Below are 24,034 nucleotides of genomic sequence, written 5' to 3' on the forward strand. Positions count from 1 at the left end.
CTTTTAAATAAGTTTTGATAAAGTATTAAATGATTGAGTGGTGAGCATAGTATAAAACGCTTCTGTAACAGAAGCGCTGCCGTGGTCTACCAGGAATTTCGCCTGCTCAGCAGATAGGTTTTCCGGGTTTTCTTCAATTGAATCCGGGTACGGATTGGCCGGCGTACGATCCAGTGATGCACAAAATTCTACGGAAAGCACTTCATTATAGTTTATTTCCTTCAGTGTATCGATGATCTTCCTCCAGTTGAGGTGACCCATTCCGGGCGCCATCCTGTTGTTATCCGCCACATGAAAACCTGCCAGTTTCCCCTTTGCCTTTTTAATCGCCTCAAACATATCTGCCTCTTCGATATTCATGTGAAAGGTATCCAGGCAAACGCCACAATTGGGTCCTGCTGCCTCTGCCAGCGCCAGTGCCTGATCGGCCCTGTTAATGAAATAGGTTTCAAACCTGTTGATGGGTTCAATGCCTATCCGGATGCCGGAAGCCTCGCTGTAGTCGTAAATTTCTTTCAGCGCATTAACGGCCCATTTCCATTCTTCGTCAGGCCGTCCGTCAGGCACAATTTTTCCAACTGTACATGGTACAACAGCTACCATATGGCCATCCAGTTCCTTTACCATTTTTATTACGTCCTTTACATACTGCACCGACCTTGCGCGCTGCGCCTCATCCCTGGCAAGCAGGTTACGGTCTCCCAACATCAGTGTTACAGCTCCCCAGCAGGACAAACTATATTCCTGCATTAGTTTTCTTAGTTGCTTCGTATCATAATGTTCGGGTGTTCCGGCAATTTCAAGTTGGGTATATCCCAGCGCAGCAACTCTCCGCATGGTAGTTTCTATCGTTTCAGACCGCATCCAATTATGTATCCCTAGTTCCATAACGCATTAATATATAAAAGTGGAATAATGTATTTGCAGGTGATTTATTTGTCCATCATAGAAGAATGGACAACAGTATGGCACAAACTTGTTGGTTTCATGACGGGAACGTTTTTTAAAAAAATCATTGTTTCACAAACTTATTCAGACTTCCATTGAAATAAAAGTACTTCATTTGCAAGATATCAATACTATATTTACCATATTCCTGTTTTTTTGCTTTAGAAAATAAATAGTGTACTAAAGATAAAGACGTTATGAAAGTTTCTTACCGACACATTTCTACTCCGGAAGATGCCAGTTTCGTAATTAAAGAATTCTGTCAACCCCGGTTCACGAATACATTTCATTTTCATCATGGGCACGAATTAATCCTGATTGTAAAAAGTGCGGGCAGAATGTATGCAGGAAACAAGGTGATGAATTACAATGAAGGAGAAATTTATATGTTCGGGCCGGGTTTGGTCCATTGCTTCTGCAATAATAGTTCACCTGTTGGCGCCGACGAAATAGCGCATGCTATTATCGTACAGTTTACAGAAGATTTTGTTGGTAAGGATTTTTTCGAAAAACTGGAATTGAGAAAGATAAAAGAACTGATGCAGTTATCCCAGTATGGAATAAAATTTAATAAAATATCGGCTGCTGTTAATGCCTTGTTTTTTCAATTTCAGGCCAATCAGCAAATGAAAAACCTGATCATACTTTTACAGATCCTGGATGAATTGTCATTACAGGGCAGGGAGAGTGTGCAGCTACTAACAGATGATCCCGGGAAAACACGTTATAAGGACGCAGATTCAAAAAAATTAGAACCCATATTTAAGTATGTATTGGAAAATTACCCTAATCATGTAGATAGCAAATCTGCCGCATCTCTTGCCTGTATGAATGAAGCCGCGTTTTGCCGCTACTTCAAAAAAAGGACCACTAAAACATTCTCACAATTTGTAAATGAGATAAGGATTAGTCATGCTACAAAGTTGTTAATAGGCACAGAAAATGGTATTTCTGAAATATGCTATGCCTGCGGTTTTGACAATGTTTCCTACTTTAACAGGCAGTTCAAAATCTACCAGGGAAAATCTCCCAGGGAATACCGCAAGGCATTTATAGAAAGTAATGTAAGCACACCGAGTTTCCGGCCTACAGGGAGTTAAGTTGTTCCTTTGACGCCAATAGCAGGTAATCTGCCAGTTTCATCATCCGGGCAATCTAAACAGGGGAAGCAATACTACGCTTCAACCGCCTTGCTCACCTTACGATACACAAACTCATGGTAAATATGCCTGCGGCAAAATCTGCCCGGCGTATCGGAGTTAATCAGCTTAATGTATAATGCTTTCGGAACGTCGAGGTATTCATAGCTGCTGCCATCTTCAAAGTGAAGCTGGAGCGTCTGTTTCTGGTAGGAGAAATCCACCAGTGTAGAAGCAGAAATGGTGGCTGTATATTGCGGTAAAGCAGCGGCAATTGTTTCGGGCGCTATGCTCACTAAAAAATGATAAGCTTCAATCAACTCTTTACTCTTTGCTTCCGCTTCCAGTTTCTGTTCTTCTGCCAGGCCCTCAAATTTATCAGGATGCCACTCCTTCATTAAATTCCTGTAGATCGTTTTTAATTCTTTTACTTCAGTAGTTTTGGTAACGCCCAGTAACTTCCTGTAATCAACTATTTTACTCATAATGTATTTATTCAAAAAATAAACAGGCTGATCATTATGAGCAGGCTACCATTTATCTTACCCCGAAAAACGGGCAAAGTTACGCTTTTTTAAGCTCCCGGCAAGGATTTATTTAGTCTTTGCAGTGGCGGCTTCCAGGGGTATTAGCGCACTATATGCATAAAATCCCCTATTTTAATGTTGAAAAACCATCTTATGAAACTATTGTTATTGTTAGCCATGTTGCTGTATTGCCTGCCCATCCATGCACAGCAATTGGACTCCCTGAAATATCCCAACGGCTGGCTTTATTATCACGTTTATGGCAAAGGTAGCCCGGTAATAGTGCTGTCCGGTGGTCCCGGCAATTCCTGCCTGCAGCAGGAAGAAGTGGCGATTGAGCTGGGAAAGCATTACAGGGCCATTTTGCCGGAGCAACGGGGCACCGGCTTGTCTATCCCCGTACCGTTCGATTCTACCACTATCAACCTCAAAGCCGCCGTGGAGGATATAGAACGGCTGCTACAGAAGGAGGGTATCAATAAAGCCATTGTTTACGGCCATTCCTGGGGCGCTATGCTGGCAATGAGCTATGCAGCTGCCCACCCGGAAAAGGTACGCGCACTGGTGCTGGCAAATCCCGGCTATTATAAGTTCTCGGCCGGTTTCATGACCACGCATATGAACAACCTGCGCGGGCGGCTGGGAGTGTCCGACCTGGTTGTAATGGACTCGCTGGGCAAAAAGATAGAAGGAGGGAAGGCAAATGGTGCGGATAGTGCGCTGTATAACCGTACCGTACGACTGGCATACATTTACAACAAAGCGGACATCGACAGCCTCATGGCGAAAATTTATGTCGCAAAACCCAATGGCCGCATGCAAACGCTGATGGTGTCGGACCTGCAGCGGGTACATTTTGATCTCAGTAAAAACCTGCCGCAATATAAAGGGCCGGTAACCGTGATTGGCAGCCGCCAGGACCCACTGGCTTTCTATACTTACGAACTAAAAATCATCCGGCCGGATATAGTACTGCATTGGATCCAGGCTTCGGGCCACTTTCCGATGTTTGAACAACAACCCGCGTTTTTCCAGGTATTGGAAAAGGTAATGACAGCCAGCGTTACACATCCATAAATTCCCAGGCGCTCTGGTAAGCGTTTTTGTGCGCTGCATAAGTGATAAAGTCAGCATAAAACCCAAGCTGGGAAAGGGTGCCGCTGTCGCCTATCACCACCAGCTTCTTACGGGCGCGGGTCATCGCCACATTCATCCGGCGGATATCTGATAAGAAGCCTATTTTATTTTCCGTGTTGCTGCGCGTCATGCTGATGTATACAATATCACGCTCCTGTCCCTGGAAACTATCGATGGTGTTTACAGATATTTTGTCTGCATAGGGCTGTAACAGCGGGGAGTGGTGCAGTTGTTCTTTTAATAATTGTATTTGTTGTTTATAGGGAGATATAACCGCCACCGTTGGAAAGTCTTTCGGCTGGTAATGTTCTCCCAGTGCGGTGACCAGCCGGGTAAGATGTTTAAATAAAAATACAGCTTCTTCCGGGTTGGTGGTGCTGGTGCCATCCAGCTTTTCATCAAAACCGCAACCGGCGGTATCTACAAAGCTGAGCGGGTTATCTTCAGAAAACAGCAGGTGTCCGGCAACAGAGGCGTGTGCCTTTAGTTTATCTTCATAAAAGATGCTGGCAGAATATCCCATGATGGTAGCATGCATGCGGTACTGCTCTTCCAGCAGGGTTACGCTTTCCGGGTGAAGGGTAGTGCATTTCTCCAGCAGGGTAGTGCTGAGTCCTTTGTGGGCGGCTTCGTCCGATTTTACGGTGGGCGACAGCTGGCAATGATCGCCCGCGAGGATCACCTTCTGCGCTTTCAGGATGGGAATCCAGCAGGCGGGTTCCAATGCCTGCCCCGCTTCATCTATTACCACCGTGTGGTACTTTAAATTTTTCACGGTATAATGATTCGCGCCCACGAGCGTGGCGGTGATCACCTGCGCTTTGGAGATCAGGTCATCAATAATATATTGCTCGGTATTACCCACTTCTTTCATGATCTTGCGGGCCTCGTCAAACAAGGCTTTCCGCTGGTCCCTTTCCGCTTTGCCAAAGTTACGTTTGTATTTATGCGCCATGTCGCGGAATTCATTGGCCTGTTTCTTCAGGCGCTTGATTTCTTTGATGCTGGCATGCTCGGATACTTTGCTGTCGAGTGTGAGCGACATCAGCCGCTCTGATACGCGCGCCGGATTACCTACCCGCAACACATTCAGCCCTTCATCCGACAGTTTTTCGCTGAGCAGGTCCACGGCGGTATTGCTGGGCGCTACCACGAGTATCTGTTGCTGTTCCTGTTTGATCAGCGCTTTAATGGCCTGTACCAGGGTGGTGGTTTTACCGGTTCCCGGCGGACCGTGTACTATAGCCAGATCACCGGCGGAGAGTATTTTATTAACCGCCGATTGCTGGGAAGCATTCAGCGCGGGATTTACATAAGGAGTTATATCAGGGTGAAATACGGGCTTCTTTTCCCCGGTCAGTATTTTTATCAGCCGTCCTTCCGGCTCTTTATCCTGCAATGCGTCCGCCTGTTTCAGCGCGTTTTGCATTTCATCATAACTGTTGTCGTCAAAAAGCACATCGATGCCCAGTTTACCATCGCTGGCCCATTCCGGCAGCTCGTCGGTGCGCAGGGTGATTTTCAGGCGGTTGCCGCCCTGGTAAGTGATGGTACCTTCAAGATGGTCCTGCTTTGGATCATGATTGGAAAATAAAACGGCAGAAGCGCCAAAACGCAACTGATGCGGCAGGTCCTGGTGGGTGGTGCGTTCTGCTTCCACGGTCAGGTAATCTCCCCGGCTCATTTCTGATCCCCTGATGGCAATCGGGTACCAGGTAAGTCCATTTGCCCTGCGATCTGCTACAGACGTGGATTCCGTCATTTGTTTGTATGATTTCCGGTCTTCTTCCCGCTCTGTTTTTAATAAATCAAGCTGCTTTTTGAAATAATCCATGACGCAAAGGTAAGTTGTTCCTGAATTGTCGCAATCAACCATTAAGAATGTCGTATTCGCCCAGCAGAAATGCACACAAATGCCGGTAAGTTTGTATCGTCAATCAAACAACATAAAAACAACCTATATGGAAGCGCAAACAATTTATCTGAATAAAAAAGCTCCTTCTAAAGCAGCTAATATTACCGGTTGGGTAATCACCGTTCTTTGTGTACTCTTTCTGCTGGTGGATGCCATCATGAAAGTAATTAAGAACATCTATTCAATGGAAGGCAGTGTGAAGCTGGGCTGGCCGGCAGAACAGGTACAGGGTATCGGTATTGTATTGCTCATCGCTACTATTCTCTATGCCATTCCACGTACGGCCGTACTGGGCGCTGCACTGATCACCGCTTACCTCGGCGGCGCCGTAGCTATCATGACAAGGGTTAACGAACCAAACTATTTCCCGATCGTATTCGGTATCCTGGTGTGGGTAAGTCTTTTCTTACGTATTCCTGCGCTGCGCATGGTTTTCCCGGTACAAAACAGCCAGGCGTAACGTTATCTGTAATCCATAGTAAATGAAGCTATTATGTGCCTCTCGGCCGATAACAAAGCAGCAGTAGATACATTGGTGGAAAAGGCAGTACAAAGGCTTTTTGTTATGGGTGCTGGAAAAAAATTCCCCTGCGGATAGGGGAATGGCAAATTCCATGCGTCCCGCATATAGGAGGACTATCACCATGCTATTACCAGATAAGTTGAAAATTACCGTGTTCACCGCCTGTTTGGCCGTGGGCGTTACTTTGGCCGCAGCTGCGCAGGACAGCAGCGCCCTCGCCGGGAAGAAGGGAATGTTGCTGCTGCCGGCGCCTAAAACCGGTTCCTTTGGCGAAGCTACCAATAATAAACAGTGGCAATGGCAACAGTACCTGCCTGCCGTAAAGGATAGCAGCAGCAGCAGGAGCTTTATATATGAGGCGTACCCATCTCACTACCACTATAATATAAATAACAACCGGCAAACATCCCCTTTCCGGTGGAATGATGTGGCAGGCATCACCGCTATGGCGCTGGTAGCTTATATCCTTTCCCGTTAAAAATATTTGTAAAAGATCAGTACGGCAATATCTAAAATAAAGAATCGCCATTTTATCATGTTACTTAACATGTTATCTATAAAAAATCGATTTATTTAAGTGTTCTAACATAAAATATCAGGTTATTATTATGATAATTGGTATTTTTTTCGTTTGTTTATGTTTATAACATCTGAATAAGCGAAAATATTGAACATTATAAAAAAATATAATCAATCAGATGAATCTCACATATTAGCCTTACTGAAAGAAGGTGATATGGGTGCATATGAGGCCATCTACAACGAATATTGGCCCCGTTTATATGGATATGTATACAACAGGTTAAAAAGTAAAGAGGTAGCTGAAGAAATCATCCAGGAAGTATTTTTCTCTCTCTGGAAAAAACACGAACAACTACAACTCACACATTCCCTCTCCGCTTATTTATTTACTGCGGTAAAATACCAGTTACTCAACTATCTCAAATCAGACCGTATCCGCAAAACCTATATCCACCAGTTTGCGCAATTGCCGGAACAGCAATCCGATAATTCCAACGAGGAAAACATGGCAGCCACCGATCTGAAAAATACAATGGAGAAAGAAGTATCGCGGCTGCCGGAAAAATGCCAGCAGGTATTCAGGATGAGCCGTCATGAACATCTCTCTGTTACCGACATTGCCAGTACACTGAACATCTCCCATAAAACAGTGGAAAATCATCTCACCAAAGCCCTCCGGCAGCTGAGAATGGTGCTGGGTCATCATCTGTGTCTTATCATCCTGCTGGATGCTGCCCTTAATTTTTAATTTTTTTTAAAAGACGTAGGTGTTACTGTTTTCCCGGTGTACTTATCTATAGGTGACACTATTAACTGCCTGATTAAATACAAGTATGAAAAACTGATGAACAACCAGGATCTTAAAAATTTAATCGAGAAATATTTAAATGGCACGCTGGAGGCCTCCGAAGCACAACAGCTGGAGCAGTGGCTGGATGTAGCCGGCGACGAGCACGCATTTGATGCCATGCCTGAAGCAGAAAAGGAAGCAGCCAGGATAGCAGGATATCATCACCTGGTAGAACGGATCAATAAACACAAACAACCGGGTATCATAAGGCCAATACTCCATTACTGGAAAGCCGCCGCCTGCATTGCCTGCATAGTTATTGCCGGGGCTATATTCAGCAGGGAATTGCTGAACATCGTTGCGCCCCATCGACTGGTATCGCTGCAAAGCATTTCCGGCAAAACAAAAAAACATATCCTGTCGGATGGCTCTATTGTATGGCTCAAAGGAAACAGTAAACTGATTTACCCGGTAAGCTTTGGCGCCGGTAACCGCGAGGTAACACTACAGGGAGAAGCGCTCTTTGAAATTGCAAAAGACCCGCGGCACCCTTTCCTGGTGAAGTGCGGTACCCTCACCACCACAGTGCTCGGCACCAGTTTCAATATCCGCGAAACAGGCAGGGAAACACAGGTGACCCTGCTCACCGGGAAAATTGCACTCAGCGCGCCGCAGTCGGCTCCCATAGTATTATACCCGGAACAACAGGCTGTATATGCCACTACCGGCACGGCTATACGGAAACAGGAAGAAGGAACGCCACCCATCAACGATATCACAAAAGGTACGGAATATAACATGGCATTCAATGATGCCACCATGCAACAGGTTTTACAAAGGATAGAAAAAAAATTTGAAGTAGACATACAACTGCAGGATGCAGTGATCAACGCTAATCTAATCACGGCAGATTTTACTGACCAGTCTTTACAACACACAATGGAGATGATCGGCCAGGCACTCAACCTGGACTTCGGGATCAAAGGGAAAACTATTTTACTCAAACAAAAAAAGTGAAAAATGAACCTGTTATCAACCACAATCAAATCGAGTCAAACACAAAAAATCAACATCATGGCTAACATCAATTCCAACTAAAAAAAGCCGGAGGGGTGACAGCCCCGCCAGCTTATGATAAATAGCCCTGTTTATCACCGCGTGACAGCGCGGTAAGGGAATTCCTTTGTCAAATTCTTTCCGAAATCTAACAAAGTACAAGGTCTATGCTCATAAATTTAAAAACAAATGCCTTCCTGTCCAAATGCAAGAAAGTAACGGCGGTCAACCTGATAGCAGGCGTATTACTTTATGGGATCACCGGCCCCGCTGCTGCACACGCACAGGGAATCCTCGACAGGAAAATATCGCTGCAGGCAGATGATATGAGCCTGAAAGGTGTGCTGAACCAGATCCACAGCAAAGCAGAAGTGAAATTTGTATATAGCTCCAGCCATATCGCGCTCGACAAAAAAGTATCCGCAAAAGCCGACCAGGAAGCACTCGGTAAAGTGCTCGACAGGCTCCTCGGCCGCCTCGAAATAGGTTTTGTAGTGAACGATGATTATATCATCCTCACAGATAATGAGGCAACCTCCAAACGCGCTGCCACCCTCGATATGAACTCCATTCCTCCGGCCGACATTGTAGTGAAAGGAAAAATATTGAGCGAAACAGGCGATCCCTTCCCCGGCGCTACCATCATGGAAAAAGGTACCGGCAACGGCGTCACCTCCGCAGGCGACGGCACCTTTACCCTCAAAGTGAAAGAAGGCGCCACACTGGTGATCACCGCCATCGGCTACAGCATCACCGAAGTAAAAGCGTCAGAGGCAGGCATTGTACGCCTGAAAGCCGCCGTAAAACAACTGCAGGACTTCGTGGTAACCGCCGCCGGTATTGCCCGACAGAAAAATAGCCTCGGCTATTCTGTGAGCACCATCACCTCGGATAAGCTGGCGCAGAAATCAGAACCGGATCCCGTAAGGGCCCTCACCGGCAAAGTAGCCGGCGTAAATGTACAATCCGCCGGCGGCGTGGCCGGAGGTGGTACCAACATCACCATCCGCGGTAACTCCTCACTCAACGGTAACAACCAGCCACTGTTTGTGGTCGACGGTGTGCCTTTCGACAACTCCAGTTTCGCCAACGTAGGCGCTACCACGGTAGGCGGCGCAGGCGTTACCAACCGCGCATTCGATCTTGATCCGAATAATATTCAAACTATGACGGTGCTGAAAGGCGCCGCCGCTGCTGCATTGTACGGATCAAGAGCCGCTAATGGCGCTATCATCATTACCACAAAAGCAGGTAAAAAGAAAAGCAGGAAAGGCACGGAGATTACTTATAACACGGGCTATTCTGTGGAAGAGGTGTCCGGTCTGCCCGATTATCAAACCAAATACGGACAAGGTACCAACAACGACTATCGCCAGGGGGTATACGCTTCCTGGGGCCAACCCTTTGAAGGAGTGGAAAGCATCCTGCCTACACGCGCTACTATCCCGCACCAGCTCACACGGCAGTTCTCTTCCGCCGTGTTCCCGCAGTTCTACGAGGCCGATGGCGTAACACCCATCCAGGTGCCTTATAAGTCGTATGCAAAAGAAAATGCAAAAAACTTCTTCCGGCAGGGTAGCGTATACGAAAATGCCATTACCATCTCCTCCGGCAGCGAAAAAGGAAACTTCAACGCAGGCTTCTCCAATACAAAAAATAAAGGCGTAGTACCCGGCAACGAAATAAGCCGCACCTCCGTTAACATCGGTGGAAACATCCGGCTGGAAAATAAATTCTATGCCAGCGGCGCTATCAACTACGTCACCACCCGGCAGAAAACGCCCCCGGTTGGCGGCCTCACAGGCTCTATCATGTCTACCCTCATGTATGTACCTACCAGCTACGATCTCACTAATTATCCTTACGAGAACCCGATAGATGGTAGTAACGTATACGACTACACGGGAGTGGATAACCCTTACTGGTCGGTGAAACATAGTCCCTCTACCAGCGACGTGGACAGGTACTACGGTAACCTCGTACTGGGCTTTGATCCGCTGCCCTGGCTCAACGTACAGAACACCATCGGCTTCAACGCGTACACCGACAGACGAATGAGCGTACGCGGTAAAGGCAGCTCTTCCTATCCCAACGGAAGCATCACTTCAGATAATATTTACCGGCAGGAACTGGATAACACCCTGCTGGTAACCGCCACCAAACCTCTTACATCAGATATATCACTGCGCGCAATTGTGGGTAATAATGTGAACCAGCGGCTTACAGACAGGAAAGCTTTTTACGGGGATAATATCATCGTAGCCGACCTGATAGACATGAACAACACCAGCTCTGTAACACCCATACAGCTGATCAATAACAGGAACATCCTGAAACAGCGCTATTACGCCTTCTTTACAGACATCACCTTTGATTACAAAAACTTTGCCTCCCTCAACTTCGTAGGGCGAAACGATATTTCCTCTACACTGCCTTCTGATAACAGAAGTTATTTTTACGGTGGCGTAAACGGATCACTGGTATTTACAGAAGCACTGCATCTGCCAAAAGGAGTGCTGAACTTTGGTAAGGTAAGAGCAGGTTATACCAAAGTAGGTAACGAAGCATCTCCTTATCAAACACAAAACTTTTACCAGATCAATCCTATCCTCGGCGCTACCACTACGCCCGCAAACGTAGGACTGCCCTTTACACCGGCAGGCGGCAGTGTGTATAACGTGGTAACACAGGCCAACCTGCTTACCAACGCTAACCTGAAACCGGAGTTTATCACAGAACTGGAACTGGGAACAGAACTACAGTTCTTTAATAATCGTATAGGCATCGACTTTACCTGGTACAATAAAAAGAGTACCTCGCAGATCTTCGAGGTTACCGCCGCGCCTTCTTCCGGTTATACCACCCAGATCCTTAATCTCGGTGAAGCCACCAACAAAGGAGTAGAGCTGGGTTTGACCGTGGTGCCACTGCAATCCAATAATGGCCTCAACTGGGACATCTCGGCCAACTTCACCCGCAACAGGAACATCATCCGCGACCTCGGAGGATACGAACGCTTCAGCTATGGCGGCGCCAACGGTACCAGCAGCGTACATGTGGTAGGACAGCCATACGGCCTTATCCAGGGAACGGCCTATGCACGCGACGATGAAGGCAATGTGCTCATAGATCCCAAAACCGGTAAGCCACTGGTTTCCGGCGCACTCAAAGCAATCGGTAATCCCAACCCCGATTTCATGGTGGGCATTACCAATACGTTCCGCTTCCGCAGCTTTTCACTGAATATCCTGTTCGATTGGAAACAAGGCGGACAACTATACTCCCGCACCGTTGCGGAGATGCTGTCACGCGGCGTTACACGCGACATGGAGAACCGCGAGTTCACCATCGTATCACCGGGCGTACTGGGCGATATCAATACACAAACGCCACTGCTGGACGATAAAGGCAATAAGATCCCGAACAACGTGGGCTTGTCTTTTGAAGACCATTTCTTCAGCGGCGGTATGGGGCCCGGAAATGGCGGTATCAACGAAGGATCGGTATTCGATGCTACCGTATTCCGCCTGCGTGAAGTAGCGCTGGGATATGAAATTCCCAAAAGCTTTTTAGGTAAAACACCCTTCGGATCTGCTTTCATTTCTGTTACCGGTCGTAACCTCTGGTACAGCGCACCCAACTTCCCGAAGTATACCAACTTCGATCCCGAAGTAAGCTCGCTGGGTGTTGGTAACTCACAGGGGTATGATAACCTGGCAGTACCCACCACCCGTCGCTTTGGTGTAAACCTGAAATGTTCTTTCTGATCATAAAACCTGATATGATGATGGCACTTAAATATATTGCATATACCATAGCACTGGCAGGTGTTTGCTTCGTTACCGGTTGTAAAAAGTTTGTAGATATCAATACAGACCCCAACAATCCCACCACTGCCCAGTTATCTTTATTGCTGCCGGCTACTGAAGTATCAATGGCCGCCAACATGTACCAGCTGAACAGCGGCACTGCCACTTTTATGCAGTACGCCGTTTTTTCCTCCAACCTCAGCAGGCTGCAGCAACAAGGCACCAGCTTCAACGACTCATGGGACGGCTTTTACACCCAAACGCTGAACGACCTGGAGTCCATTATAAAAGCCGGCACAACACAGGAACAATGGGGCTATGTAGCCATCGCCAAACTGGAGAAGGCATACCTCGTGAGCCTGATGGTAGACATGTGGGGAGATATCCCTTATTCACAATCACAGAAAGGCCAGGAAACCGTGAGCCCGCCCTTTGAGAAAGGCGCGGATATTTATGAAGATCTGTTGAAGATGATCGACGAAGCAGCTGTTGATGCCGGTAAAATTTCCGCCACCACCCTGGTTCCTGCTACATCCGACCTTTTGTACGGCGGTCTTAAAAGCTCCTGGCTCATGATGGGCAACTCGCTGAAGCTAAAGCTATATAACCAGATCCGCCTGGTGAATCCTGCACGGTCCACTACCGCCATACAGGCGCTGATAGCCGATCCGGCCACACTGATAGGCGGTGCTGCCAATACCAACGCATTGGACTTCACCTTCCGGTTCGGACCCGGCCAAAATCCCAACAACAGGCATCCCTGGCACCGGTCGGAATACCAGGGAAGCAAAACGTTTTACATGAGCCAGTCGCTGATCGACCTGCTGTTTAACAACGATGATCCCCGGTTGCGCTACTACATCATCCGCCAGAATGCGACCGCAGGGTTAAACAACTCGGCCAACAGCAACGGCTACTACGGCCGCAATCCCGGCGATGGTACGGCCGCACCCGCCGATCTGAACCGGCGCTCTACTTTCGGCATCTATCCCGCCGGCGGATTGTACGACAACGCACCGGTGAATAACATCCCCGTTACCAATCAATTCCTCACCAATACCAATGCCACCGGCGCCCTCAAAGTAGTAGGCCCCACAGATGGCACGGGTGCAGGCATCATGCCCATGATCACCAACGCAATGGTGAAGTTCATCCGCGCGGAAGCAGCCCTTACACTCAGCACCGGCGACGACGCCCGGCAGGCTTTTAAAGATGGTGTCACCGCACATCTCAACGCGGTGAGTACCTACGCTGCTGCCAATGGTGGCGTTGCATTACCAGCCACCACTATCGCTGATTTTGCCGCCGGCCTGCTGGTGAAATATGATGCAGCCAGCAATGCCGGTAAACTGGAACTGGTGATGACGCAGAAATACATCGCGCAATATGGCAACGGCATGGAAGCGTATAACGACTATCGCCGTACCGGCTTGCCGGCACTACGCACCCCGCTGTCGCCGCTCAATACCTTTCCGCTGCGCCTGTATTACTCGGAAACAGAGCTTACAGCCAATACCAGCTTAGGTGACGACGCCAGCCGCTTACAGGTAGCGCAGCAAACAACACCGGTTTTCTGGGATAAATAAGTGAAAAAAATTACGGGACTAAAATTATAATTATGAAACATTTTATAGTTGCCATACTGCTTATTTCATCGGTTGCATTTTCCTGTAAAAAGGTGAAGTACGAATGGGAGGAATATACCTATACCGCCGTGCCGGTAGTTACCATAGATACTACCAAAACAGCCCTGCCAACGCGGCAGGCAGGCAAAGTAGCTTTCTTTAACCTGAAAGATGCAGATGTGGCCAGCCAGCAGTTTGCCTTTGCCCTCAGCTGGGAAGGATTTGGGAAAGAAACAGTTACTTCTATCGAAGTGTACACCAGTTACAATAAAGCGGAAACCAGCGTACCTGCTTACCCGTTAGTCATCTCTTCTCCCGGTAATCAATATACGAATATCGCACAGTTTCCGCTGCCCAGCATAGTAGGTACCAACGATCATTTATATGAAACGGTGACTGCCTTTCCAAAAGCGTATTCCTTTACTGCAGCGCAATTGGCAACACTGAATAATGTAAGTCTTTCAAATGTGGGCGTAAACGATTACTTTTTGTTCAAATTTATCCTCAACCTGGCCGATGGCCGCAGGATCGTTACCTTCTTCAACAATATCTGTGATGAAGCAAGAGGTGAACCCGGCGACTGCCGCGTAGGTGTGAGGTTTAAAAAACAATAGAAAACCCGTTTTGATCAACTGAAACTGACAACCCGTATGAATAGTAAATTTTACTACCTGTTGCTCCTGTTGCTGACGACTGTAGCGGTGGCATGGGCACAGCAGGCGCCATCTCCCAAAGAACATTTTGGTTTTAATATAGGAGATGATTATAAACTGGCTAACTATACTCAAACGGCTGCCTACTTTAAAAAACTATCCGCTTCTCCCCGTACCAAACTGGTAGATATCGGGCTCACAGAAGAAGGCCGCCATCAGTATATGCTCATCGTTTCTTCTCCGGAAAATATAAAACGGCTGGAACGGTATAAAACCATCTCACAGCAACTGGCACATGCAGAAGGTCTCACAGACCAGCAGGCCCGCGAACTGGCCGCAGAAGGAAAGTCCGTGATCTGGATTGATGGCGGGTTGCATGCCACAGAAGTAGTAGGCACGCACCAGCTCATAGAAACCATGTGGCAGCTGGTAAGCCGCACCGATCCGGAAACCATGAATATCCTGGATAATGATATCATCCTCTTAACACATGCCAACCCCGACGGGCAGGAGCTGGTGTCCGACTGGTACATGCGGGAACCCGATACCAGCAAAAGGGCTACTAACATACCACGGCTATACGAAAAGTATGTAGGGCATGATAATAACCGCGACTTCTACATGATGAACATGAAGGAAAGCCAGAACATCAGCCGCCAGCTGTTTGTGGAATGGCTCCCGCAAATCATGTATAACCATCACCAGCGCGGCCCCGCAGGCTCGGTGCTCGCCGGCCCGCCATACCGCGATCCCTTCAATCACGTATTTGATCCGCTGATCGTAACCAGTATCGACGCCGTGGGCGCAGCGATGAACAACCGGCTCAACGTGGAAGGAAAACCCGGCTACACCCAGCGTGCAGGCTCACAATTCTCCACCTGGTGGAACGGCGGCCTGCGCACTACGCCCTACTTTCATAATATGGTAGGAATCCTGACGGAAATAATCGGCAACCCAACACCGGAAAATGTACCTTTGGTACCGGAACGGCTCATCCCCAACGGCGCTACCCCCAACCCGGTAACGCCCCAGCGGTGGCACTTCCGGCAGTCGATCGATTACTCCGTATCGCTCAACTACGCCGTACTCGACTACGCCTCCCGCTATCGCAGCGAACTGTTGTTCAATATCTACCGCATGGGCAGCAACGCTATTGCAAGAGGAAACCGTGACAACTGGACGTTCTATCCAAGTTATATCGACAGCATAAAAATTGCCAATAAGAACAATAAAAAATCCGAACCCGGTACAGAAGGAGAAGGTGGTGGCGAATTCTCCTTCGGCCGGGAGGATACCGTGGCAGTGAAATATTATGATGCCGTGCTGAAAGATCCCGGTCGCCGGGATGCCCGCGGGTACATCATCCCGGCAGATCAGGCAGATTTCCCCACCGCCGTGAAATTTATCAACGCCCTCATTCAATCAGGCATAGCGGTGCAGAAAGCCACGGCTGCTTTTACAGTGGCAGGAAAACAATACCCTGCCGGCTCATACATTGTAAAAACCAGCCAGGCTTTTCGCCCGCATGTAATAGACATGTTTGAACCACAGGACCATCCAAACGATTTTCAATATGAAGGAGGTCCGCCTATCCGGCCCTACGATGCCGCCGGTTGGACGCTGGCCTTCCAGATGGGCGTGAAGTTCGACCGTATCCCCGACAGCTTCAGCGGCCCCTTTGAGAAACTGCCCTACGGTAGTTTGCAATCCCCGCCAAAACAGGAAGTAGCCACCGGCAAAGGATACCTCATCGATGCCCGCATCAACAATGCTTTCATTGTAGTAAACGATCTCCTGAAAGCAGGCGTGAAAGTATTTCGTGTGCCCGTTGGCGTTAAGGAGTCCGGCAGCTTCTATATACCTTCTTCTGCAAAGGCGCATGAGCTGCTCGCAAAAGATGCGGCCTCCTTTGGTATACCCGTTACCGTTAGTGAAAGTAAACCTGCCGGGTTAAAAGCAGTGGCGCCCATGCGCATCGGCATCTGGAACAACTACGGCGGGTCTATCCCCGCAGGCTGGATCAGCTGGCTGATGGAACAGTATCATTTCTCCTACGAATTCGTTTACACTTCGGCGATTGATAGCGGAAAGCTCCGCAGCAAATACGACATGATCATCTTTGCCACCGGCGCTATACCCGACACCGGTAAACCTAAAAAGGCACGCGGCGGGTTTGAATCCAAACCACCCAAACCGGAAGAACTTCCTGCGCAGTACCGCAGCTGGCTGGGGAAAATTACGGCAGATACCTCTGTTCCACAGCTCAAGAAATTCCTGGAAGAGGGTGGCCGTATCGTTACCATCGGCAGCAGCACCAACCTCGCTTATCACCTGCAGTTACCGGTACAGAATGCATTGGTGGAAAAGAACAACAGGAATGAAATGAAACCACTCAGCGGTACCAAATACTATATTCCTGGCAGCCTCCTGCTGGCGGATATCGATACCACCGCCGCGGAAACCTTTGGCATGGCGGCAAGAAATGATGTGTATTTTGAGCGCAGTCCGGTTTTTAAACTGAGCGCCGCCGGCGATACTGCCAGCATTAAAAAACTGGTGTGGTTCTCTGACGATAAACCATTACATAGCGGATGGGCCTGGGGCCAGCAGTATCTCAAAAATGGCATTGCAGCATTTGTGGCGCCGGTAGGCAAAGGCAAACTATATGCTTTCGGCCCGGAGATCACGTTCCGGGGCCAATCTCACAGTACCTTTAAATTACTGTTTAACCAATTGTATAAATAATCTATGAGGCAGCAAATCATTTTGGGCAGTATCGGGTGTTGTTTCGCTTTAACGGTGGCAGCACAGCAGCATAAAGATAAAACAGCCATGATCACGTACCTGGATCAGCACACCGCCAGCTACGATACCATTGCAAAAAAGATCTGGAGCTATGCAGAACCGGGTTACCTGGAACAACAAAGTTCAGCGCTGCTGCAAACAACTTTGCAGCAACAGGGCTTCACCGTAAAAGCCGGTATTGCCGGTATTCCCACGGCTTTTGAAGCCAGCTATGGCAGCGGTGAACCAGTAATCGCCATCCTCGCGGAATACGATGCATTACCCGGTTTGTCGCAGGAAGCGGCAGTACCTGAAAAACACCCGGTTAAAGATGGCGGACCCGGACATGGTTGCGGGCATAATCTTTTTGGAACCGCTTCCGTGGCTGCTGCTATCAGTGTGAAAAACTGGCTGCAATCCAGCGGCGCCAAAGGAACCATCCGTTTATATGGTTGTCCTGCGGAAGAAGGCGGCTCCGGGAAAGTATACATGGTAAGGGAAGGATTGTTTAAAGATGTAAGCGCTGTATTACACTGGCATCCGGGCAACCAGAACTCTGCGGCAATAGCGCCGTGGCTGGCCAACAAGAACGCTAAATTCAGATTTTATGGCACGGCGGCACATGCGTCCGGTTCTCCTGAAAAGGGCCGCTCTGCCCTCGATGGCGTGGAAGCAATGGATTATATGGTGAACATGATGAGGGAACATGTACCTTCTACCACCCGCATTCACTACGTGATCACCAAAGGTGGCGACGCTCCCAACGTAGTACCCGCATTTGCAGAAGTATACTACTATGTAAGACATCCGGAAATGAAAGTGGTAAAGAGTGTGTGGGAACGGCTGGTAAAATGCGCCGAAGGCGCTGCGCTGGGAACCGGTACCCGCATGGATTACGAAGTAATAGGAGGGGTTTACAACATGCTGCCCAATATCACGCTGTCGCAAATAATGGATAAGAACCTGCACCAGGTAGGCGGTTTCAGCTATACCCCGGAAGAAAAGGATTTTGCCAAAAAGATCCAGGCCACCTTCGTGGAAAAAGATAACACCCCCAACCCTGATACAGTTACCTCCCGCGTAAGTCCTTTTACCATGATCAAAGACGCCGGCGGCGCTTCTTCCGATGTGGCGGATGTAAGCTGGGTTGCCCCTACAGCCGGTATTGTAACCGCCACCTTTGTGCCGGGATCTTCCGGTCACAGCTGGCAGAATGTGGCTGCCGCCGGCAGCAGCATCGGCGTAAAAGGCATGATGGTAGCCGCCAAAACAATGGCGCTCACCGCATACGATTTGTTTAAAAGCCCGGAAACCCTGAAAGTGGCAAAAGAAGAACTGGATAAAAGACAGGGAACCGGGTTCAAATATGAAGCAATGCTGGGAGATAGAAAACCCGCACTGGATTATCGTAAATAACTCAATCAGTAAACGCTATGAGAAATAAACTGCTTGTCACCCTTACCGCTGTTGGACTGTTTTGTACAACTGCGGTGGCGCAAAATATTCCCTCTCCGAAAGAACATTTTGGATTTAACATCGGGGACGATTATCAACTGGCTAACTACACACAAACAGCTGCATACTTTAAGAAACTCGCTGCCACATCGAACCGCGTGCAGCTGGTAGATATCGGCAAAACAGAAGAAGGCCGCAATCAGTATATGCTGATCATCTCTTCTCCGGAAAATCTTAAACTGCTGGAGAAATATAAAAAGATCTCGCAGCAGCTGGCACGTGCAGAAGGTATCTCTACGGAACAGGCCCGTGCACTGGCCGCAGAAGGAAAAGCAGTAGTATGGATCGACGGCGGACTGCATGCCACCGAAGTAGTAGGTACCCACCAGCTCATTGAAACCGCCTGGGAACTGAGCAGCCGGAAAGACCCGGAAACCCTGCGCATCCTCGATAATGTGATCATCCTCATGACACACGCCAACCCCGACGGGCAGGAACTGGTGTCCAACTGGTACATGCGCAATGCCGATACACTGAAACGTTCCGTTGATCAGTTGCCTGTACTGTATCAGAAGTACATCGGCCATGATAATAACCGCGATTTCTACATCATGAATATGAAAGAAAGCGTGAACATGGGACGCCAGCTGTTCCTGGAATGGATGCCACAGATCATGTACAACCACCACCAGCGCGGACCGGAAGGATCTGTACTCGCAGGCCCTCCCTACCGCGACCCTTTCAACTATTTCTTCGATCCGCTGATGATCACCGGTATAGATGCGCTCGGCGCAGCTATGTATAACCGCCTCAATGCGGAAGATAAACCCGGTTATACCCGTCTCAATGGCTCCAGTTTCTCTACCTGGTACAACGGCGGCTTACGCACCACCACACAGTACCATAACATGATCGGGCTGCTCACGGAAATTATCGGTAACCCCACCCCGGAAAAGATCCCGGTAGTGCCGCAACGCTTAATACCCAACGGCGCTACCCCCAACCCCGTAACACCGCAAAACGACTGGCGCTTTAAACGTTCCATAGATTACTCGGTATCGCTCAACTACGCGGTACTCGACTATGCAGCAAGACAACGCGATGAAGTGCTTTTCAATATTTACAAAATGGGTAAAAATGCCATCGAAAAAGGCAGCCAGGACTCCTGGACATTATCACCCAAACGTTCCGCAGCCATTACCGCCGCTTTTAAAAAGGATCATGTAGATTCCACCGATAAAAACGATGGCAGCGATCCATACGGCTGGATGCGCAGGGGAAGCAATATCCCCATGAAGTATTATGAAGCGGTGTTTAAAGATCCAGCCGGGAGAGATCCCCGCGGCTACATCCTGCCCGCCGGCCAGGCCGATTTTCCCACTGCCGTAAAATTTATCAATGCCCTCATCAAAGCAGGTATACAGGTACAAAAAGCAGATGCGCCGTTTACAGTGGCGGGTAAACAATACCCTGCCGGTTCCTATATCGTAAAAACAAACCAGGCTTTTCGCCCGCATGTACTGGATATGTTTGAACCACAGGATCACCCAAACGATTTTCAATATCCCGGTGGTCCGCCTATCCGGCCATATGATGCCGCCGGATGGACACTGGCCTTTCAAATGGGCGTGCAGTTCGACAGGATCCTCGATAGCTTCGACGGGCCATTTACAAAGCTGCCCTATGGCGCGTTACAAACGCCTCCCAAAGCAGCATTGGCTACTGCAGGCGGCTACCTCCTGAGCGCGCGGGAAAACAACGCCTTCATCGCGGTAAATGACCTCATGAAAGCCGGTGTGAAAGTATATCGTCTTACCAAAGGAGTGGCCGGCAACGATAAAGCCGTTCCGGGTAATTTTTATGTGCCTGCAGATGGCAAAGCAAAAGAAATACTGCAACAATCAGCTGCTACCCTCGGCCTTAAAACCACCGGTATCAGCAAACGCCCGGCAGGAGCCGTAAGCATGGCGCCCATGCGTATTGCATTATGGGATACCTACGGCGGCTCTATGCCTTCCGGCTGGATGCGGTGGATCATGGAGCAGTATCATTTTCCTTTTGAAGTAATATACCCCCAGGATATTGATACCGGTAATCTCCGTAGTAAGTACGATGCCATCATCTTTGCAACCCGCGCTATCCCGCCGGTATCAGGCGCAGAGCCCAGCAGGTATGGATATGCCCTTAAAGATCCTTCGCCCGCAGATATTCCGGAACAATACCGGCACGCTTTAGGTAAGATCACCAAAGAGAAATCCATTCCGCAGATAAAAACCTTCCTGGAAGAAGGCGGCACCGTGATCACCATCGGCAGCAGCACCAACCTGGCCTATCACCTCGGTTTGCCGGTACACAATGCGCTGGTGGAAACAGATAACACTGGTAAGGAAAAACCTTTACCCGGTACCAAATATTTTGTGCCCGGAAGTATCCTGCAGGTATCGTTCGATAGCACGCATCCCGCTGCATGGGGGCTCCCCGCTGTGGGAGATGTAAACTTCGATAACAGCCCCGTATTCCGACTGGATCCGGATGCCACGGGTAAAGGAATCAAACCGATTGCCTGGTTTTCTACAGACAAACCGTTGCATAGCGGCTGGGCATGGGGACAAGCATACCTGAAAGACGGGGTAGCCGCATTTTCTGCCCCCGTTGGCGCCGGCACGCTCTATGCTTTCGGTCCTGAAATTACTTTCCGCGCACAGTCGTTAGGCACCTTTAAATTATTATTCAATGACCTGTACGGAATGGATATCAAAGAAGCAAAACTGGTGAGAAAGAAAGGATAAGAGATATTGTTTACTCATATATCAACAGAGCGGCCGGGCAATTTGCCTGGCCGCTCTGTTACCGGGAAACCGCATCCGAAGGGCGTTGCGGTTTCCCGGTACAGTTTTTGTTTTTCCCAAAGCGATGTCATGCGAATAACATTCGTATATAAATAATAAATAATACCAAATCTGTCACTATCTTTGTCAACTTTATCAACTCAAATTCAATTTTAACCAACAACTGTTATTCAATTCAATTCTTGAATCATGAAAAACCAATTCCTTGCCACGTTAATGGTGGTTTCCGCATCCATGCTATTTTTTAGTGCATGCAGCAAAGATGAATCTTCCAACAGTGGGAAGTCAAAGCTCACCGTGTACCTGACAGATGATCCGGCTATTTACGATGAAGTGAACATTGATATCCAGGACATCCAGGTAAATGCATCGGCTGATGCAGCAGAAACGGGTGCAGGTTGGGTATCTGTTCCCCTGGCACGTCCCGGTGTGTATAACCTGCTGGATTTCAGAAATGGGTTAGACACCTTACTGGCGTCAAAAGAATTACCCGCTGGTAAAATTTCGCAGATCCGGTTGGTATTGGGTACCAACAACAGCGTAGTATTGAATGGGGTATCTCATCCGCTGGAAACGCCTTCTGCACAACAATCAGGTTTAAAACTGAATGTTCATGCTGACCTGGTTGCCGACATCGAATACCGCCTCTGGATCGATTTTGACGCGGGCCGCTCTATTGTTACCACCGGAAGCAATAAGTACATCCTGAAACCAGTGGTCCGTACTTATACAGAAGCAACCAGCGGTACTATCAAAGGAATCGCTTTGCCATTGCTGCAGGTGAAAGGCGTTTACGCCATTCAGAACACTGATACAGTTGCTTCCGCATTGCCGGACGCATTAACCGGCGCCTATGTAATATCCGGCTTAAGCGCAGGTACTTATAATGTGGCTATTGCCGGTAATGGTATCTTAAAAGATACTACCGTTGCAGCCGTAGCAGTAACAGTAGGGCAGGTATCTACTGTAAGCACTATCACATTGAAATAATTGATCAATAGCATTGATAAAACAGGCTGACCAAACCGGTCAGCCTGTTTTCAATTTCGCCGGTATACATGTTGAGCATGGCGTATCTGCTTCCTTCCGGAGGAGCGTCGGGTTTGGCTCTTGTTTTTATCTTCCTCATCCCAGAAGATATACCGTATCTTTTCCGCTTATACCATAGAAACCAATGCCTGGCGGTTGTTATATTCATTACTTAAAGTATATAATTCAACCCCAAAGTTAATAGCTTCCCTTAGCTTTGGTTTAGGGGATCCGGAATTTTATAGGGTACAGATCATCTTCTTCTTTAAAAATTCTGAATAACTTTGCTTTCATAATCTGCATTTTATGAAAATAGCATTGGCTTCTCCACCACCCCCAACATCTGTCAGCGAAGGTTTATCATGGGCTGAAAAACTAATAGGGGAGGCAGCAAAACAACATGCGGAAATTATCTGTTTCCCTGAGTCATATATCCCCGGTTATCCCGGAATGGGTTATACGGAAGAAGATCGTTCTCCCGGAAAATTGCAAACAGCATTGGAAAAAGTGGGCAAACTTGCCGCTGAAAATTCCATCGCCGTTATTATGCCGATGGATTGGTATCAGGGAGCAGCATTGCTGAATGTAGCCTTTGTGATTTCGGCAACCGGCGAAGTATTGGGATACCAGACAAAAAACCAGTTAGATCCCACCGAAGATCATATCTGGATTCCCGGTACAGAGCGCAGTATTTTTGAAGTGAATGGAGTAAAATTTGGTATCACCATCTGTCATGAAGGATTCCGTTATCCTGAATCTGTCCGGTGGGCAGCCCGGCACGATGCCAAAATAGTATTTCACCCGCATTGTACCGGCAGCAACACTACCGGCGAATTACTTACCGAATGGGGCCATATCAATAATCCCTACTATGAGAAGGCCATGATGATGCGCGCATTGGAAAATACCATCTATTTCGCCAGTGCCAATTACGCGTTTACATACCCCGATTCTGCCAGCTCGGTAGTAGCTCCGGATGGCGCCTGCATAGCACACGGGGAATATGGTAAACCGGGTGTAATTGTAGCAGATATTGATCCGGCTTGGGCTACCGGTTTGCTGGCAAAAAGATACAGGTCGGCGTTATATGAAAAGCGGAGCAAAGAAGCCACCTGATACAACAACCCGACTGAATTGTGTTATTGGTAATCCGGAAAAGAGCTTTTACACATTGAGGAAACTTAAAAAGAAGTCCCGTTACCTAGATGTTTTCATCAACGGAGCAGGACTATGTCCTGTTCAATCTGGACCACCGGCTGGCGGATATGGGATT

The 24,034-nt window shown here is 48.3% G+C and carries 18 protein-coding genes; 14 read left to right on the top strand and 4 right to left on the bottom strand.

Going from position 1 to position 24,034, the window contains the following annotated elements; genetic code table 11:
- Positions 1-3: 3 nt before the first annotated feature.
- A complete protein-coding gene (locus ACMXI2_RS05080; protein ID WP_483780619.1) occupies positions 4-888 on the bottom strand; it encodes a sugar phosphate isomerase/epimerase family protein in 885 nt (294 codons plus the stop codon).
- 257 nt (positions 889-1,145) lie between these two features.
- Between ACMXI2_RS05080 and ACMXI2_RS05085 the strand changes: the two genes are divergently transcribed.
- On the top strand, positions 1,146-2,048 hold the full coding sequence (locus ACMXI2_RS05085) for an AraC family transcriptional regulator (RefSeq protein WP_483780620.1): 903 nt from the start codon (positions 1,146-1,148) through the stop codon (positions 2,046-2,048).
- A gap of 74 nt (positions 2,049-2,122) precedes the next feature.
- Here the strand turns inward: ACMXI2_RS05085 and ACMXI2_RS05090 are convergent, their stop codons facing one another.
- Complete coding sequence (locus ACMXI2_RS05090) at positions 2,123-2,572, bottom strand: KTSC domain-containing protein (protein ID WP_483780621.1); 450 nt, start codon at positions 2,570-2,572, stop codon at positions 2,123-2,125.
- Between the two features lie 195 nt (positions 2,573-2,767).
- Here ACMXI2_RS05090 and ACMXI2_RS05095 point away from each other — a divergent pair, with 195 nt between their 5' ends.
- Positions 2,768-3,691 carry an alpha/beta fold hydrolase gene (locus ACMXI2_RS05095; protein ID WP_483780622.1) on the top strand — a complete coding sequence of 308 codons (924 nt, stop codon included), beginning with the start codon at positions 2,768-2,770 and terminating at the stop codon, positions 3,689-3,691.
- Here the strand turns inward: ACMXI2_RS05095 and ACMXI2_RS05100 are convergent.
- Entirely contained in the window at positions 3,678-5,585 is a 1,908-nt protein-coding gene (locus ACMXI2_RS05100; RefSeq protein ID WP_483780623.1) for an AAA domain-containing protein, read from the bottom strand. The two genes, ACMXI2_RS05095 and ACMXI2_RS05100, sit on opposite strands and share 14 nt — an antisense overlap.
- Before the next feature lie 127 nt (positions 5,586-5,712).
- On the opposite strand from ACMXI2_RS05100, the gene ACMXI2_RS05105 reads away from it, so the two are divergent.
- The 11 genes from ACMXI2_RS05105 (at position 5,713) to ACMXI2_RS05155 (ending at position 22,722) form a co-directional block, all read left to right on the top strand.
- Positions 5,713-6,126 (top strand): DoxX family protein, encoded by a 414-nt coding sequence (locus tag ACMXI2_RS05105; RefSeq protein ID WP_483780624.1) that lies wholly within the window; start codon positions 5,713-5,715, stop codon positions 6,124-6,126.
- Between the two features lie 184 nt (positions 6,127-6,310).
- On the top strand, positions 6,311-6,667 hold the full coding sequence (locus tag ACMXI2_RS05110; protein ID WP_483780625.1) for a hypothetical protein: 357 nt from the start codon (positions 6,311-6,313) through the stop codon (positions 6,665-6,667).
- A gap of 189 nt (positions 6,668-6,856) precedes the next feature.
- Positions 6,857-7,459 (top strand): RNA polymerase sigma-70 factor, encoded by a 603-nt coding sequence (locus ACMXI2_RS05115; RefSeq protein ID WP_483780626.1) that lies wholly within the window; start codon positions 6,857-6,859, stop codon positions 7,457-7,459.
- Between the two features lie 96 nt (positions 7,460-7,555).
- Complete coding sequence (locus tag ACMXI2_RS05120) at positions 7,556-8,518, top strand: FecR family protein (RefSeq protein WP_483780627.1); 963 nt, start codon at positions 7,556-7,558, stop codon at positions 8,516-8,518.
- 206 nt (positions 8,519-8,724) lie between these two features.
- Positions 8,725-12,324: a SusC/RagA family TonB-linked outer membrane protein gene (locus ACMXI2_RS05125; protein ID WP_483780628.1), complete on the top strand. Its 3,600-nt coding sequence runs from the start codon at positions 8,725-8,727 to the stop codon at positions 12,322-12,324.
- Between the two features lie 17 nt (positions 12,325-12,341).
- Entirely contained in the window at positions 12,342-13,952 is a 1,611-nt protein-coding gene (locus tag ACMXI2_RS05130) for a SusD/RagB family nutrient-binding outer membrane lipoprotein (RefSeq protein WP_483780629.1), read from the top strand.
- Between the two features lie 32 nt (positions 13,953-13,984).
- The gene (locus ACMXI2_RS05135; RefSeq protein ID WP_483780630.1) at positions 13,985-14,605 is read left to right on the top strand and encodes a hypothetical protein; all 621 of its coding nucleotides are present in this window, start codon (positions 13,985-13,987) and stop codon (positions 14,603-14,605) included.
- Positions 14,606-14,641: 36 nt separating this feature from the next.
- Positions 14,642-17,389: a M14 family metallopeptidase gene (locus ACMXI2_RS05140; RefSeq protein WP_483780631.1), complete on the top strand. Its 2,748-nt coding sequence runs from the start codon at positions 14,642-14,644 to the stop codon at positions 17,387-17,389.
- Positions 17,390-17,392: 3 nt separating this feature from the next.
- A complete protein-coding gene (locus ACMXI2_RS05145; RefSeq protein WP_483780632.1) occupies positions 17,393-18,844 on the top strand; it encodes an amidohydrolase in 1,452 nt (483 codons plus the stop codon).
- Between the two features lie 17 nt (positions 18,845-18,861).
- Positions 18,862-21,672: a M14 family metallopeptidase gene (locus tag ACMXI2_RS05150; RefSeq protein WP_483780633.1), complete on the top strand. Its 2,811-nt coding sequence runs from the start codon at positions 18,862-18,864 to the stop codon at positions 21,670-21,672.
- 249 nt (positions 21,673-21,921) lie between these two features.
- A complete protein-coding gene (locus tag ACMXI2_RS05155; RefSeq protein WP_483780634.1) occupies positions 21,922-22,722 on the top strand; it encodes a DUF4382 domain-containing protein in 801 nt (266 codons plus the stop codon).
- Positions 22,723-22,726: 4 nt separating this feature from the next.
- On the opposite strand, the gene ACMXI2_RS05160 is transcribed toward ACMXI2_RS05155, so the two are convergent.
- Complete coding sequence (locus tag ACMXI2_RS05160) at positions 22,727-22,861, bottom strand: hypothetical protein (protein ID WP_483780635.1); 135 nt, start codon at positions 22,859-22,861, stop codon at positions 22,727-22,729.
- Between the two features lie 206 nt (positions 22,862-23,067).
- On the opposite strand from ACMXI2_RS05160, the gene ACMXI2_RS05165 reads away from it, so the two are divergent.
- Positions 23,068-23,877, top strand: coding sequence for a carbon-nitrogen hydrolase family protein (locus ACMXI2_RS05165; RefSeq protein ID WP_483780636.1), 810 nt, complete (start codon positions 23,068-23,070; stop codon positions 23,875-23,877).
- The last annotated feature ends 157 nt before the right edge of the window (positions 23,878-24,034 follow it).

The organism is Chitinophaga sp. G7 BAM 1005 (assembly GCF_057126945.1).